This is a genomic window from Nitratidesulfovibrio sp. SRB-5, assembly GCF_019931275.1.
In the GTDB taxonomy this organism is placed as follows: domain Bacteria; phylum Desulfobacterota; class Desulfovibrionia; order Desulfovibrionales; family Desulfovibrionaceae; genus Cupidesulfovibrio.
Genome location: NZ_JAIOTY010000001.1, coordinates 489,984 through 505,368 on the forward strand (window position 1 = coordinate 489,984; position 15,385 = coordinate 505,368).

At 70.0% G+C, this 15,385-nt stretch carries 11 protein-coding genes; 4 read left to right on the forward strand and 7 right to left on the reverse strand.

The annotated features are described in order from the left end of the window. Positions 1-174 precede the first annotated feature (174 nt). The gene (locus K6142_RS01885; RefSeq protein ID WP_223290469.1) at positions 175-723 is read right to left on the reverse strand and encodes a rhodanese-like domain-containing protein; all 549 of its coding nucleotides are present in this window, start codon (positions 721-723) and stop codon (positions 175-177) included. A 253-nt stretch (positions 724-976) separates the two neighbouring features. On the opposite strand from K6142_RS01885, the gene ilvN reads away from it, so the two are divergent. The 4 genes from ilvN to K6142_RS01905 all read left to right on the forward strand — a co-directional run bounded on the left by ilvN (position 977) and on the right by K6142_RS01905 (position 5,146). Then, the gene (ilvN, locus tag K6142_RS01890; RefSeq protein WP_035068250.1) at positions 977-1,459 is read left to right on the forward strand and encodes an acetolactate synthase small subunit; all 483 of its coding nucleotides are present in this window, start codon (positions 977-979) and stop codon (positions 1,457-1,459) included. Between the two features lie 248 nt (positions 1,460-1,707). After that, positions 1,708-2,682, forward strand: a complete 975-nt coding sequence (locus K6142_RS01895) for a phosphate acyltransferase (RefSeq protein WP_223290468.1) — start codon at positions 1,708-1,710, stop codon at positions 2,680-2,682. A gap of 51 nt (positions 2,683-2,733) precedes the next feature. Further along, the gene (buk, locus tag K6142_RS01900; RefSeq protein WP_223380732.1) at positions 2,734-4,110 is read left to right on the forward strand and encodes a butyrate kinase; all 1,377 of its coding nucleotides are present in this window, start codon (positions 2,734-2,736) and stop codon (positions 4,108-4,110) included. A gap of 475 nt (positions 4,111-4,585) precedes the next feature. Further along, positions 4,586-5,146, forward strand: a complete 561-nt coding sequence (locus K6142_RS01905) for a TetR/AcrR family transcriptional regulator (RefSeq protein WP_190246091.1) — start codon at positions 4,586-4,588, stop codon at positions 5,144-5,146. 219 nt (positions 5,147-5,365) lie between these two features. Here K6142_RS01905 and K6142_RS01910 read toward each other — a convergent pair whose 3' ends face one another. The 6 genes from K6142_RS01910 to K6142_RS01935 all read right to left on the reverse strand — a co-directional run bounded on the left by K6142_RS01910 (position 5,366) and on the right by K6142_RS01935 (position 14,949). Further along, complete coding sequence (locus K6142_RS01910; protein ID WP_223380733.1) at positions 5,366-7,066, reverse strand: DUF4139 domain-containing protein; 1,701 nt, start codon at positions 7,064-7,066, stop codon at positions 5,366-5,368. A gap of 370 nt (positions 7,067-7,436) precedes the next feature. Next, the gene (locus K6142_RS01915) at positions 7,437-7,859 is read right to left on the reverse strand and encodes a cupin domain-containing protein (RefSeq protein ID WP_190245126.1); all 423 of its coding nucleotides are present in this window, start codon (positions 7,857-7,859) and stop codon (positions 7,437-7,439) included. A 193-nt stretch (positions 7,860-8,052) separates the two neighbouring features. Next, positions 8,053-10,476: a penicillin-binding protein 1A gene (locus K6142_RS01920; RefSeq protein WP_015946257.1), complete on the reverse strand. Its 2,424-nt coding sequence runs from the start codon at positions 10,474-10,476 to the stop codon at positions 8,053-8,055. A gap of 11 nt (positions 10,477-10,487) precedes the next feature. Further along, positions 10,488-11,318, reverse strand: a complete 831-nt coding sequence (locus tag K6142_RS01925) for a YkgJ family cysteine cluster protein (RefSeq protein ID WP_190245127.1) — start codon at positions 11,316-11,318, stop codon at positions 10,488-10,490. A 1-nt stretch (position 11,319) separates the two neighbouring features. Beyond that, a complete protein-coding gene (locus tag K6142_RS01930; RefSeq protein ID WP_190245128.1) occupies positions 11,320-13,110 on the reverse strand; it encodes an ArnT family glycosyltransferase in 1,791 nt (596 codons plus the stop codon). Between the two features lie 339 nt (positions 13,111-13,449). Further along, entirely contained in the window at positions 13,450-14,949 is a 1,500-nt protein-coding gene (locus K6142_RS01935) for an aldehyde dehydrogenase family protein (protein WP_223290372.1), read from the reverse strand. Between the last annotated feature and the right edge of the window lie 436 nt (positions 14,950-15,385).

Below are 15,385 nucleotides of genomic sequence, written 5' to 3' on the forward strand. Positions count from 1 at the left end.
CTTCCTTGCCAGCGCACGGATTGCATGCGGAAACCGAAGGCGTGTCGATCCCGCGCGATGGCAGGAACGCCATCCGAAGGCTGAACGCGAAAAAACGGCGGCTCTCCTTGGGGAGGGCCGCCGCATGTTGCGTGCGGGCAGGAAGGCGGGAGGGGGCGCGAAGAGGGAAAGGGGCTACTTTTCCAGCGGCAGGCCCGCCGCGTTCCAGGCCAGCGTGCCGCCGTCCATGTGCAGGACCGACGTGAAGCCGAGTTCGCGGAACACTTCCAGCGCCTTGCTGCTGCGGTTGCCCGAGCGGCAGTAGACGAGATAGGTGCGGTTGCGGTTCAGCGAGCGTACCCGGTCGCGGAATTCCGGCGAGGTGAAGTCGATGTTCCGCGCGCCCTGCAGGTGGCCTTCGGAAAATTCTCCGGGGGTGCGCACGTCCAGCACCATGAAGGCTTCGTCGTTCGCACGCTGTCCCATGACGGTGGCGGCCTCTTGCGGCGTCACGTTGCGCCAGCCCGCGACGTGTCCGTCGATCTGCCCGGCGGTCTGTTGAGCGGCCCTGACAATGTCGGGCGCTATCCGTGGCAGCATGGCCTGCACCGAGTACGCCGCCACGCACAGGGCGGCCAGCCACAACAGCATGGTGCGCAGCGTGGTGCGCTTGCGGGCGTAGGGGATGCGGGCGTGTTCCGCGCGCGGGCTGAATTCTTCGTCGGGTTCGGGACGGTAGGTCATGGCGGCTCCTGCTGCGGGCAAGGCGGTGTGGCCGGAACGGGCGGCACGGCGCGGGAGCACGCCGCCTGCCGATGGCTAGCCATAGATAGGTCCGCGCCGTCCCGCTGGCAACCGTGGCGATGTGCCGCCTGCGTCCAGCGTCCTCTTGCCTTGCTTCGCCGCCGGTCACGCGTTGCCAATATCCGGTCAAGCCGTTGCGTGAAGCGCCACCGTCGCGCTATGCTCTGCCCCATCGACACATGGGAGTGCCGCCATGAAACATACATTGTCCGTGCTGGTGAAGAACAGGGCCGGGGCCGTGGCCGAGGCCACCGACGTCTTCCGGCGCCGGGGCATCAGCTTTCGCTCCATATCCTGCGCCGAGACCGAGGATTTCGACGTCTCGCGCCTCGTGCTGACCGTGGAGGACCACGAGGCCGAACTGGAATCCATCGCCGACGAACTGCGCGCCCAGGACGTGGTGGCCACGGTCGAGGACCTTTCACGCCGCGACTTCGTGGACCGCGAACTGGTGCTGGTGAAGGTGGACGTGACCCGCGAAACCACCACCCAGATCATGCAGGTGTGCGAGGTGTTCCGCGCCAGCGTCATCGGCATGGGGCAGGAAACCATGACCGTGGAAATGACCGGCGACACCCAGAAGGTGGACGGCTTCATCCGCATGTTGCGCCCGTTCGGCATTCGCAGTCTGGCGAGGACGGGCGTGGTTGCCATGAAGCGCGGCGACGACGACTAGCAGGGGCGGCGATTTTGCCGGATCGCTGCGTCAGCCGCCGTTTCCGCTCCGGTCACGCACCAAAGAGTGCGCTCCCATCGCGGAAACGCCGTCTTCCTTGCGCTACGGCAAACGTGCCACCCCTGCATGAAGAAATTTGCAGTGGATTGCATCGTTGCGCGGCGTGTTCCTTTCCGCGCTGATGTTCACACGCGGCCTCGTTTTCCCTTTCCCGTTCACGACGTCCATCTCCAGCGGAGCATGCCGGTTTGACCACTGAAGCAAAGATTTGCCAGGGCCCGCACACGGGCGGGCAGGGGCCGAGCAGCCTTGACGAACTGGTCGCGCGCGTGGCCGCCTGCGGGGCGCGTCCGCGCATCGCGCTGGCCGCCTGTGCAGAGGCCCATGCCCTGGGCGCGTTGCTGGACGCCATGGAGCGGGGCATCGCCCAGCCCCTGCTGGTGGGCGACATGGACCAGACCGCGCGCATCGCGGCGGAGCTTGGGCGCGACATTTCCGGCATTGCCGCCGTGCACGCCCCCGACCCGCGCGAGGCCGTGCAGTGCGCCGTGGACATGGTGCGGCGCGGCGAGGCCGATGTGCTCATGAAGGGGCTGGTGAATACCGATGTGTTGCTGCGCCGGGTGCTCAACCGCGCCACCGGCCTGCCCCCCAAGGGCGTGTTGAGCCATGTGGCCGTGTTCGAACTGCCCGCGTCGGGCGGCACCACCCGGCTGGCCATGATGACGGACGCCGCCGTGAACATCCGCCCCAACTTGCAGCGCAAGCTGGAAATCGTGCACAACGCCGTGGCCGTGGCCCGCGCGCTGGGCATTGCCCGGCCCCGCGTGGCCATGCTGGCCGCCACCGAAAAGGTCATCCTGCCCGCCATGCCCGCCACGCTGGACGCCCAGATCGTGGCCCGCATGGCCGAGCAGGGCGAATTCGGCGAGGCGGACGTGGCCGGGCCCATGGCCCTCGACATCGCCCTTTCGCCCGACGCGGCAACTCGCAAGGGAGTGGACCACCCCGTGGCCGGGTGCGCCGACATCCTCGTGGCGCCGGACATCGAAAGCGGCAACATCCTGTACAAGTCGCTGACCATCCTGGCCCGCGCGGACATGGCCAGCACCATGGCGGGCAGTTCCGCGCCGCTGGTGGTCACCTCGCGCGGGGACAGCGAACGGTCCAAGTTCTGCTCCATCGCGCTGGCGGGGTATCTGGCCCTGGCCGCAAGAAGCTAGCGCCCGCCCCGACCGTCCGTTCCATTCTTTTCCGGCGGCCCGCATGCCGCGTTGCCGTCCTTGCACGACACCGCCTTTCGAGAGGATATCCATCTGAGTTCCCAGCCTGTTCCCACCGACGGCACGCCTGCCGCCAGCACGGCCCGCCCCGAGGATGCGTCCGGTTCCGGGAAGGAACGCATTCTGGCCATCAACCCCGGCTCCACCTCCACCAAGGTGGCCCTGTACGAGGGCGAGACCGAAGTGTTTTCAGAAACCGTGGAACACCCGCGCGACGAGCTTGCGGCCTTTCCCACGGTCATCGCCCAGTACGCCTACCGCCGCGCCGCCGTGGACGCGCTGCTGGCCGAACACGGCATGGCCGACATGCCCCTGGCCGCCGTGGCCGGGCGCGGCGGGCTGCTGCCGCCCATGCCCGGCGGCGCGTGGCGCATCACCCCGGCCATGCTGGAAACGCTGGAGCAGGCCCGCTACGGCGAGCACCCCTGCAACCTGGGCGCGCCGCTGGCGCACGATTACGCCGCCCGCTGGGGCGTGGCCGCGTACATCGTGGACCCGCCCGTCACCGACGAGATGGACGAGGTGGCCCGTATTTCCGGCCTGCCCGCCCTGCCGCGCCGCAGCGTGTTCCATGCCCTCAGCCAGCGTTCCGCCGCGCGGCGGGCCGCGGAACTGCTGGGCGTGGACTATGCGGCCAACCGCTGGCTGGTGGCGCACATGGGGGGCGGCATTTCCGTGGCGGCGCACCGCTGCGGGCGCATCGTGGACGTCGTCAACGCCCTGGACGGCGACGGGCCCATCGCGCCGGAACGCACCGGCCGCCTGCCCTCGCTGGGCGTGCTGTCGCTGGTGCAGGACGGCACGTACACCTTCGAGCAACTCCGGCGCATCATCCTGCGCGAGGGCGGCATGTGGGCGCACTGCGGCACCAATGACCTGCGCGTGCTGGAGCGGCGCATGGACGGAACGGCCTGCTGCGATAAAGACGGAACGGCCTGCTGCGATAAAGCCGGAACGGCCTGCTGCGGTAAGGACGGTACTACCGGGAGCGGTAAAGACGGTTCAGCCGCAAGCGGTACGGATGGCGACGGCTACACCCCGCCCGACGCCCATGCCGCGCTGGTGTTCGAGGCCGTGGCCTACACCATCGCCAAGGAAATCGCCTCGTTGGCGCCCGCCCTGCTGGACGGCGGCACCGGCACCGGCTGCGGCGAGCCCGTGGCGGACGCCGCGTGCCCGGCCCGCATCACCGGGGTGGTGCTGACCGGCGGCATGGCCCGCAGCGTCCGGCTGACGGAACGCTTGCGCCAGCGGCTGCAGTGGCTGGCCCCGGTGGTTGTGCTACCCGAGGTGGAAGAGATGCACGCCCTGGCATCGGGCGTGCTGCGGGTGCTGCGCGGCCAGGAGACACCCGGCGACTATGTCTGATGGATGCTGAAGGTGCCTGGGTGCCCGAGGTGCCGCCCGAGGTATGGGGCTGGCGTGCCCCTGCGCGGCGCGCGGCCTTGCCCGGCGGATTCGCATTGGCGCGATTGGTTCTTTGGCCCGTCACCGGCAGGCCCGGCAGGCAGGTCGGGCATGGCAGCCCTGCCAGGCGTGACAGGCGTGACAGGCATGACAGGCGTGACAGGCATGACAGAGATGACAGGCGGGCACGCCTGGATCGGCGGCGTGTGACGGCGTGCGGTGTGATGTGCCCTGTCGTGTGGGTGCCGCATTGCGATGCCCGGTCCGATGCATTCCGGAAGGGGAGTCCCGGACCGTTCTTTGGCATGCGCGAGGACCCCGCGCAAATTCCCGTGCTTGACGCCGCCTGTGGGAACGTGTCTATGATGTTCTGCGCAACGCGCGTTCCGCACCTTTCGCTCCCTTTGCGGCGGACGCACCCAGAAAAGAGGCACGCATGGCATCTTCCAAAGATCTGATCCTGGAAAACGCACGTATCCTGTTTGCCGCCAACGGCTTCAAGGGTACCACTATCGCACAGATCGCCAAGACGTCCAACGTGACGGATGCGGCCATCTACCGGCACTATCGTTCCAAGCAGGAAGTGTTTGACGTCATCGTCGAAACCTACCTGGAAGAATACCGAAAGCTGATGGCGGCCATCAAGGAGCGGCAGAAGAGCGGCTATTGCCTGCTGGAAACGCTGATCCTCGACCATTGCGGATTCATCGACAAACGCCTGACCGACACCCGGGTGCTGCTGAACACCTACACCACCATTCCCAGCGCCCGCGCGGTGATGGACGCGCTGTCCACCAGCCTGTTCCAGACCGTGGAAGCCTGCCTGATCCGGGGCATCCGCGACGGCACGGTGCGCGACGACATCGACGTGCCCGAAACGGCGCGCATCGTCGGCATTCTGCTGCTGGGGCTGAACCGCCGCCGCATCTTCTGGCCGGAAACGCCCGACCTCGCGCGCGGGGTGGTGGCCTTCTGCCAGCGCAGCATCAAGAGCTGACCGGACAGTTCGCGACCCGGCATGCGGGCTGCGGCCCGACCGTGCCGGGCGTGCCGCGTTGGCGCCCCCCCCATGCCTCGATTTTGCCTTGGGCAAACGGAACGGCCCGTCCGGATGGACGGGCCGTCGTCATTTGCGTGGTGGGGCATGGCTGTTTTCCGCGCGCCCTGCGCCGGAGAATCCGGCGCGGGTGCCGAAAGGACCGTGGGTATGCCGTGCCTACCTGCCGTCGTCCAGCCGCATGTCCGCCGGGGCCGTGGCCCGCACCGTGTGGCGGATGGTGGCGGTGGCGCGCGGCGCAACATCCAGCGTCCACACCAGATGGTGGTTTTCCGTGGCGGGCTTGGGGTCGGACTCCACGCTGAGGCTGATGGCCGTGTCGCGCGGCTGCGGCTGCGGGTCTTCCACGCGCACGGACACCGGGGTGGCGCGCCGGTTGGCCACCTCGATGGTCCAGGCCCAGGTGCGGGTCTGCTGCTTGTTCACCAGCCCTTCGCGCCCGCTCTTGCGTTCGTCCAGGCGCATGGTGGCGGACACCATGGGGTCGCTGCCGAAGAAGATGTCGGCCTTGTCTTCGGCCAGGCTGAAGGGGGCGCTGCCCACGCTGGCCCCATCGGCCACGTACAGCGCTTCGCCCGTGGGATAGTGGCGCGGTTCGGGCAGGGTGACGGAGGCGGTAAGGAAGGCGCGCGGGTCCGCCGCCGGGCGCACGGTGTGCCGGAAGGCGGCGGGCCATGTTTCGCCGCGCAGGGCCACGCGGGCGCTGCCGCCCGCGGGCAGGGTGCGCGGGCCAAGGTCCCACACCTCGTAGGTGGCCTTTTCGTCCACCGCAGGGGCGGCGGGCGCTGCATCGGCGCGCAGGGCCACGGCTTCGGCGGCCATGGGCGCGGCCTTCATGGCCATGGGCATGGGCGTCACGCCCAGTATGGGCCGCAATTGCCAGTCGCGCAGGGGCGGCGGTTGCAGGGCCGTGCCCGGCTCCACCGTGGCCACGGACAGGCGCGCGCCGTTCCAGTCCACGGAGCCGCCCTGGCGGATTTCCGCCTCGAAGGTGAAGCCCACGCTGCCCTTGTCCGGGAAGGCCTCCAGCCGGTAGGCGGGCCGCCAGCCCGCATCGCGCAGGGTATAGGCATAGGATACCGCCAGCGGGCCGCGCGTCGGGCTTGCCAGCAGCACCGTGGCCATGGGCGCCGTACGCGTCGCGCCGCCCGCGTCGTTCAATTCCTGCTCCAGCCTGTCGATGCGCGCGGCCAGCGCGGCCTGCTTGTCACGCAGGTCGGGCAGGGTGGCGTTCAGTTCCGCCAACCGCCGGGCCATCTGGGCGTCCAGCCGCTCCAGGTCGGCGGTGGGCGCGTTGGTCACCGGGGGCTTGGACCACAGGGCCATGCGCGCCTCGGTGGCGGCGATGGACCCGGCCACGGACGCGGCCTCGCGCCGCAGCCCGGCCAGTTCGGCCCGCAGGCGCGCCAGGCGCGGGGACTCGGTTGCGTCGGCTTCACGAATGCTTATCGATGCCACCCCGTTGCCGGGGATGGTCACGGACAGGGTGGCCGGGTCCGCCCCGGCGGGCAGGGCCAGCCGGAATGCCTGACCGCCGCCGGGAGCGGCCTCCACGGACACCCGGTCTTCCACCGTGACCCGCGCGGAACGGGGGTAGAGCACCACGGACGTGGGCGCGACGGGCTGCGGGTCGGCAATGCCGACGGACTGGGTGGACAGGGCGGACTGGGCGGATTGCGCGGACTGGGCGGATTGCGCGGGCACTGCCGGGGCGTTCTGGGCCTGCGGGGCGGCCTGCGCCCCAAGCGGGGCTAGCAGCAGCGCGACGGCCAGGGTGGCCGACGCAATGCCGCAGGCGGGGAACGGAAACAGGGGAACTGTCGGTCGGCGCAGGGCGCCTCTGATGGTGAGTATACGCATGCCTGCCCTATAGCATGTTTCGCGTGGCAGGGCGAGTGGGCAGGGCGGCATGTGATGCCGGAAGGCGGAACAGCGGAACGGTGGGGCGTACCGGCGGAACGGCGGGCCGATGGGGCGTACCGGCGGGACGGACCGGCCGGTATGGGACGACGGGGGGGCGGTGCGTGAGCAAGGCCGGAAGGGAATGCGCCCCGGCAAGTGTCCGGTCGCCTGCCGGAAAGGTGGCAGGTGGACAGGGGCAAATCCATCGGGAGTCGCCTTGCGCGCACTCTCGCGCACTCCTGATGCGGCAACTTTCCGGTGGGTGTCGACCCGGTCTCCGTGCTGCGGCGGGCATTGGCCGTTTCGACGCGGTAGCCCGGCGTAGCGGCTACCCGGCTGCGGGGTCCAGCAGGTCGGTGTCGTCGTGGGCGTAGGGCGGGGCGCAGCAGCACAGCACCAGCAGCGGCACGTCCCCGGTGTTGGCGATGCGGTGCGGCGTGCCGGGGGCGATGTGCACGGTGTCGCCCGGCCCCACGGCAAAGCTGGCATCGCCCAGGGTCATCAGCCCCTGTCCGGCGGTGACGTGGTACAGTTCCTCGCTCTGCGGGTGGCGGTGCAGCAGGGTGACGCAGCCGGGCGGCACCTTCGCCTCGGCCAGCGACTGGTTGCGGTTGCCGTGCACGGCGGGGTGCATCAGTTCGCGGATGATGGACCCGTCGCGGGTGACGTAGGGCGCGACGTCGGCGCGGGCCGTGACGGTGGCTGCGGGGGCGCCGTGGGCGGCAGGGGCGGTGGCATTGGGGCGGGACATGCGGCTCCTTGGGCTGCCGTGGGCGGCGTTCATATGCGTGCGGGGGGGGGGGCAGTGTTCGTTCCGGGGCAGGTCGTCAGGTGCTCGCGCACCCGAAACAAGGCGCCCCGGCCCACGGTCCTCGAAAGTCCTCATGGAGCCGGGGCGCATGCATCCGGTCGTGCCATCGTCATGCCCGATGGGGCACGGCGCGTCAGTACAGCTGCTTCAGCAGGTCTTCCGCGCTCTTGGTGTCGTCGTCGCCCCGGTGTACCGGGTCGCCCGCCGTGGAGGTGGGCTGGGTGCCCAACTGGAACGGCAGCAGGTAGCTGGTCTCGGAGCCCGGCCCGGCGATCTGCCCGGTCTTGCCGTCCACGCGCACCATGACGATGCCGGGGGGCATGGGGAAGTCGTCCGCAGGGTACTTGGGCTCCACCACCTTGCGGTAGTCCACGAAGATGGGCAGCGCGGCGCGCCCGCCGGTTTCGAACTTGCCCATGGGCGCCACCTGGTCGAAGCCCACGTAAACGGCGGTGACCAGATGCGGGGTGTAGCCGATGAACCACGCGTCGCGTTCGTCGTTGGTGGTGCCGGTCTTGCCCGCCAGGGGCTTGCCCAGCACCTTGGCCTTGGTGGCCGTGCCGTCCTGCACCACTTCCTTCATCAGGGTGGCCATGATGAAGGCGTTCTGCGGGCTGAGCACCTCGCGCACGTCGGGCTTGGATTCGAACAGCGTTTCGCCCCAGGCATCGCCGATGGAATGGATGAACCGGCGCTTGGCCACGCGCCCTTCGGCGGCAAAGGCGGTGTACGCCTCGGCCATGTTGATGGGCGAAACCGCCACCGCCCCCAGGCTGACGGAAAGCTCGTTGGGGAACGGCCCTTCCAGCCCCAGCGCCGTGGCCCGCTCGATGACGGCGGGTATGCCGATCTTCTGGGCCACGCGGATGGTGCACAGGTTGCGCGACTTGGCCAGCGCCGTGCGCAGCAGGGTGGGGCCGTAGAACACGCCTTCGAAGTTTTCCGGCCGCCAGATCTTGTCGGTGTACTCGTTCAGGTACACGAAGGGCGCATCCAGCACCACCGACCCGGCGGTAAAGCCGTGGTCCATGGCGGCGGAATACACGATGGGCTTGAACGACGAGCCGGGCTGGCGCCTGGCCTGGATGGCCCGGTTGAACTGGCTGTCGCTGAAGCTGTAGCCCCCCACCAGGGCCAGTACGTCGCCGGTGTCCGGCTCTATGGTCACCACGGCGCCCTGCACGTCGGGGTACTGTTCCAGCGAAAGCTGGATCACCCCGGCCTGCGAGACCAGCGAGGGGTTGTAGCTGGCGGCCTTGCCGTCGGCCCCCAGGGCGGAAACCCACACCACGTCGCCCACGTCCAGCACCTTCTTGGCGTCCTTGACGGCGGCCACGTTTTCGGGGGCGTAGCGGATGTCCGGGGTGCGGCACCAGGCCATGGACTTCACGTCGATGAAGCCCCGGTAGCCGCCCAGGCGCACTTCCGCGCCCTGCGGCACCACCTTGGTCACCAGCGCCCGCGCCCATGCGCCATCGGCCAGCGCGGCGGGGGTGAAGTTTTCGTGCTTCAGGAAGGCGTCGTATTCCGTGGGCTTCAGCCGTTGCAGCGGCCCGCGCCAGCCGTGGCGGTGCGAGGCGTCGTTAAGCCCGTTGCGCAGGGCCTTTTCCGCCGCGGACTGGTGCAGCGGCTCCATGCTGGTGCGCACGTGCAGGCCCAGTTCGTAGATGGCGTCCTCGCCGTAGCGGTCCACCTTCAGGCCCAGGCGCTTGACGTTGGCCTCGCTGAAGAAGTCGATGAGCTGGCGGCGCACCTCTTCAAGGTACCACGCGCCCTCGCGCCAGCCGCTGTCGTCCATGGACCGGTACACCAGCGGCTGGGCCACGGCCTCGTCGTATTCGGCGCGGTTGATCCAGCCCAGGTCCAGCATGCGGTGCAGCACGTACATCTGGCGCTGCCTGGTGGCGTCCGGATCGCGGAAGGGGTTGTACTTCGAGGGGGCCTGCGGCAGCCCGCCGATCACCGCCGCCTCGGCCAGCGACAGTTCGTTGACGTGCTTGCCGAAGTAGGTGCGCGCCGCCGCCTCCACCCCGTAGGCGCCGCCGCCGAGGTATATCTGGTTCAGGTAGATGGTGAGGATTTCGTCCTTGCTCAGGTATTTTTCCAGCCTGTAGGCAAGGATGGCTTCCTTTATCTTGCGCTCGTAGCTCTTTTCGGAGGTCAGCAGCAGGCGCTTGACGATCTGCTGGGTGATGGTGCTGCCGCCCTGCTTGATGGACCCCGCCTGCATGTTCTTGAGGAACGCGCGGAAGATGGCGATGGGGTCGATGCCCTCGTGCCGGTAGAAGCCGTCGTCCTCGGCGGCCAGAAAGGCCTGGGGCACGCGGGGCGACATCTTGTCCAGCGGCGCGAGAAAGCGCTTTTCACGGTAGAAATAGCCCATCACGCTGCCGTCGCGGGCATACACGGTGGTGACGAGGGGGGGGCGGTAGTCGGCGATGCGGGTGAAGCTGGGCAGGTCGTGCGAGGCCCAGACCACCAGCATGGCGGCAAGCCCGGCCGCGGCGGCAATGCCAAGCGCGCCGACGATGCCGAGGGTGAGCAGCAGTTTTTTCATGGGGGTGCGCGTTACAACGTTTCCGGCCCGTCGTCCAGAGCGCCCGGTTTGCCGGGCCGGGGCGGCCTGCGGCGGCCACGGGGGGCGGTGCGGGGATCAGGGATGGGCTGGGGTTTGGGCAGGGGGGCCGCGCCGGTGGAAGCCGGGGCGGCGGGGGCATCGACATCATTGGGTGCGGCGTCAGCCGGAGCCGCAAAGGGCAGCCCGGCCTCGAAGGCGTCCAGCGGGGTCAGGCCCCAGGCCAGGCGCAGGCGCCCGAACAGCAGGCGGACGTCCTTTTCCGTCAGGTGCACGGCGGCCAGCACGCCGGACAGGGTACGCCCTTCGCGTACGACCACACAGTGGTCCGGGGTGAACAACGTGATGCGCTCGCCGCGCATCCACAGCGGAAACAGGCGACAGTACCAGGGCCGCACCTCGCGCGGAAGGCGGCAGCCCTCCGTACCCAGAAAGGCGCAGTCGCCCCGGCGGTCCACCGCCAGGCGCAGGTGTTCGCCGTGCAGGGGGAACAGGGCCTCCACGGCGGCTTCCTCGCCGGGGAACAGGCGCTTCATGCCGTCCACGAAGGGGCGGGTGTTGCGTTCGGTGGCAAAGCCCCCCACGTGGTCGCACCATTCCACGATGCGCTCCCATTCCGAGCGGGACAGGGGGAAGCAGAATTCCTCCTCGCCGGGGGTGGTGGAGCAGCAGGTGGTCCCCTGCGCAGCGCAACGGGCGCAGGCCGAAGGATCGGGCGCGGGGGCGTCCCGTCTGGCATGGGGCCGGGCATGGGGCCTTGCGCAGGGGGTGCCCGTCGTGCCCGTTGTATCGGGCGTTTTGGGGGTGCGGGGTGCGCGTGCCATGTCAGTAGGCTCCGGAGCCGGAGTTGGGCCAATGGCCGTTGAAGCCGCGCAGCACCACCACCCAGAACGTGCGCCCCGGCTTGCCCCGGTGGGTGGACTGGTAGTTGGTGACCTGCACGGATTCGAACATTTCTTCGAGCTGCGGTGGCATCCTTGGCCCGTCGCGGCGCACCAGCACGGCGTCCCAGCCTACCTTGTCGGTGGGGGCGGGCCAGATGTCGTACTGGCTCATGCGGCGGCCGAAGTCGGCGCAGTAGGTCACCGGCTGGCCGGGTGCGTAGAACGCCAGCGAGGCGGTCATGTCGTAGGCGTCGGAAAAGAAGAACACCCGGTCCGGGTCGGGCAGTTGCCGACGCACCTCGTCGAGGTGCTCGCCAAGGTCGGCCCAACCCTTTAGGCGGGTTGCGGGGTTGTACTGCGGCGGCAGGGGCAGCGCATCCTGCGCGTGCACCAGGCCGAAGGTCAGCACGCCCAGCACCGCCCACACGGGCACCAGCCTGCGCCATACGGTGGTGTGCGTCCCCGCCGCGAGCAGGACGGCGTCGCGGCGGCGGGCGGCGACGAGGTCGGCCAGGCAGCACGCGGCCAGCATGATGCCCGCCACGTAGCTCATGGCGGGCCAGTTGGGGTAGATGCGGGTATGCAGGCTCCACAGGGTCATGCCGCCCCACAGGGGCCAGAACCCGGCGGCCAACAGGATGTCGCGGCGCAGTCGGTCCGGATCGCAACCTGCGCCGATGGGGGCAGTGGGCACGGAAGGGGTGCCCGGTACGGAAGCCATGCCGCCGCCCCCGGCTCCGTTCCTGCCGCCGGGCGCGTGCCCGGAGCAGGCGTTGCGCAGGGCGCGCCAGCCGCCCACCAGCATCAGGCCCAGCCACCACGGGGTGATGATGCCCGCCTGCGCGCCCAGATGTTCGGGCAGGCGGTCCGGGGTCAGAAAGGTCTTGGCGGCCTTGCCCGCCACCCCGGCCAGGGTGGCCACGTGGCGGAAGCTGACCCAGTCGTTGGAAATGTTCCAGGCCAGGATGGGCAGCATGCCCACGGCGGAACCGGCCAGCATCACCGCCAGCACCCGCCAGGCCACGCCGCGCGCCAGCAGGTCGTGGCGCGCAAGGCCCCACAGCCACAGCACGGCCACGCCCGCCATGGCCAGCATCATGTACTTGGCCAGCACGCCCAGGGCCATGCACGCGAACAGCAGCACGTAGGGGGTGCGGCCACGCGGCTCGCGCGAGATCCAGTGCAGGCAGAACAGCGCGCCCGCCCAGCACAGCAGCAGGGGGCTGTCGGTGGTCATCAGCACGCCCGATGCAATGAACAGCGGGGTGGTGTTGGCAACGAACAGGGTCAACACGCCCAGCGCGGGTGCGCGGAACAGCCGGGCAACACCGAGATACAGCAGTGTCTGGGCCAGCGCGGCATTGACCACCGCGCCCATGCGCACGCCGGTTTCCGTGTCGCCCAGCAGGGCCGTCCACCCGTGGATGAGCCAGGCGATGAGCGGCCCCTTGGAATAGTAGGAAAGCTGCAACCTGCGCGACCAGTCCCAGTACTGCGATTCGTCCTGCACCAGATCCAGCTGGCCGGAGATCACGAACCACAGCCGCACCAGGGTGGTGACGGCAATGATTGCGCCCGCGCACAGGGCGGGGTTGCGTTCCCAGATGGGGGCCGCGGGCAGGCCCAATGGCGCGGGAGCGGCGCCGGAGCGCGCGCCGTGGCTGCCGTGGCTGCCGGTGTCGGCGGCATTGGCGGAAGGGCGGAATTCGGGCCGGTGTATGGATGCGGACATGCGCGCGAAAATGACCTGTGGGGATTGATGATGATGGAAGCCGGCAGGGCGGGCAGGGCCGCGTGCCGGGAAGCGTGGCTGGCTTGAATCGTCGTGGTCCGAGCCGCGCTGGCGTGAACCGTTGCGGCACGAATGGCTCCGGATCGGTGCCGCTGGGAATGTAGCCTCTCGGAGGGGGGGTGTCCAGAAGGGGGGATGCGGCGGTGCCAGCCGATGCCGGGGAGAGGCCGGGAGAGACCGGGATGGACACGCCCGTGGGACCGGCATGCGGACGGGCGGAGCGTACCCCTGCGGCGGCGGAACGTTCGTTCGGATATCCGCCGCCGCAAGGGGGGTGCGTTACTTGTACAACCGCTTGAGCACCTTCAGCTTCAGGTCGGAGCCGGGTGCGAAGCGCAGGGGGATGTCGAAGAAGTTGGACCCCACGGCTGTCGCGCGCGGTGCGGAGAAGGTGGCCAGCCCGGCGGGGCCCGCCATGGCGCCGTGCCCGGTTTCGCCAACGCCCCCCTGCGGCAGGCGCGGGTTGGCGAGGTGGGTGGCCGCGTCGTTGATCAGCACTGCCCCGGCGCGGGTGGTTTCCATCAGCCGTTCGCCGCGCGCGTGGGCGGTGGTGAAGGCGTACAGCGCGGTGAGCGCGGGCAACCCGGCCAGAAAGGCCGTGGCCTCGTCCAGCCGGGTGTAGGGGCGCACCACCAGCACGGGGCCGAAGCCTTCCTCGCGCAGCACGGGGCTGTCATCGGGCACGTCGGTCAGCAGGGTGGGCGGCACGTACAGGGAGGCCCTGTCAGGTTGATTGGCCGCATCGCCGGGGCCGAAGGGCAGGGCGCGCCCGATGGCCAGCCGTTCCGCCTGGCGCGCGAACCCGGCGGCGGAGACCATGCGGCCAAAGTCCGCGCTGGTGCGCGGCTGCGGGCCGAAGGCGCGTTCCAGTTCGGTGCGCAACGCGTCCAGCACGCGGTCCAGCACGGTGCGCTGCACCAGCAGCACGTCGGGCGCGGCGCGCAGTTGCCCGGCATGCAGGAACTTGGCCCACACGATGCGCCGGGCGGCCATGGCCATGTCCGCATCGCCGTGCACCAGCGCGGCGGACGGTCCGCCGGTGATGGCGGCATACGGGGTCAGCGTGGGGGCGGCCAGCGCGGCGATGGTCCGCGCTCCGCGCGCGTCGCCGTCGTACCACACGAAATCGGGCGCGGTGGCCAGCAGGGCCTCGTCCGTTTCCGCGCCGCCGCCGACCACGGCCACATGCTCCGGCTCGAAATACTGGCGCACCATCCGGGCCACCATTTCCGCCGTGGCCGGTGCTTCCGCCGAGGGGCGCAGCACCACGGCATTGCCCGCGCCCATGGCGTCGGCCAGGGGCACCAGCAGGCTGCGGAACGGGTCGGCCCAGTGGGCGTAGGCCGCGACCCGGCCCAGCGGCTGACGGCGCACGTAGCTGCGCGCCTTGAACTGCCCCAGCGACGGCAGCACCCGCCGCCCGCCGCAGAAGCCGGGCACGGCCTTGATCAGCCAGTCGATCTCGTGCAGCACGGGCACCACCTCGCGCACCAGAAAAGGGTGCTCCGGGCGGCCATAGTCGGCGCGGATGGCATCGGCCAGACGGTCGCGGTAGCCCTGCACGCCTTCGCGCAGGCGACGCAGGGCGTCCACCCGCGCGCCGGAGGGCAGCACCGCGCCCGAGGCGATGAACGCCTTCTGGCGGGCGGCCAGCGCGGCCATGTCCTCACCGATGACCGAGGGGCCGGTGGCGGAAGAGCCGGTGGGCGCGGTGGCGGTGACTGCGTCGGCGTGCGGTACGGAGGAGGGGGCAGCGGACGGGGCGGCGGATTGGGTCATGGCACACTCCTTGGCGGACGTTCCGGTACGGGGCGGATGCGCCCCGCCCGATACGCGGGGTTCGGGGGACGGCTGGCGGCTGGCCGGGACGCGGGGTGCCCGATGGCGACTGGACGACTGGGCGACAGTGCGTCTGGCGACTGGGCGACTGGGGCGCCGGAAGTGCCCGCGTGTCTGGCCCTGTCTGGTTCTTCACGGGCCGGGCCCATTCTTCACGGTCCGGTCCGATCCGGGCTGATCCGGGCAGACCCGGTCAGACCCGGGCAGGGCAAAGACGGTGGCGCGCGTCCGGTACGGTCCGCCATTGTGTACTGATAACGCATCCCCTGTCGCCGCGCCAGTGGGGGCGGCGAGGAAACACCCCCGCGACCGCCTTGACAGCTTGCCTCTTGCGGTGCAGGGTAAACTGGCCTTCGTGCGGCCCGGCGCCTGGAGT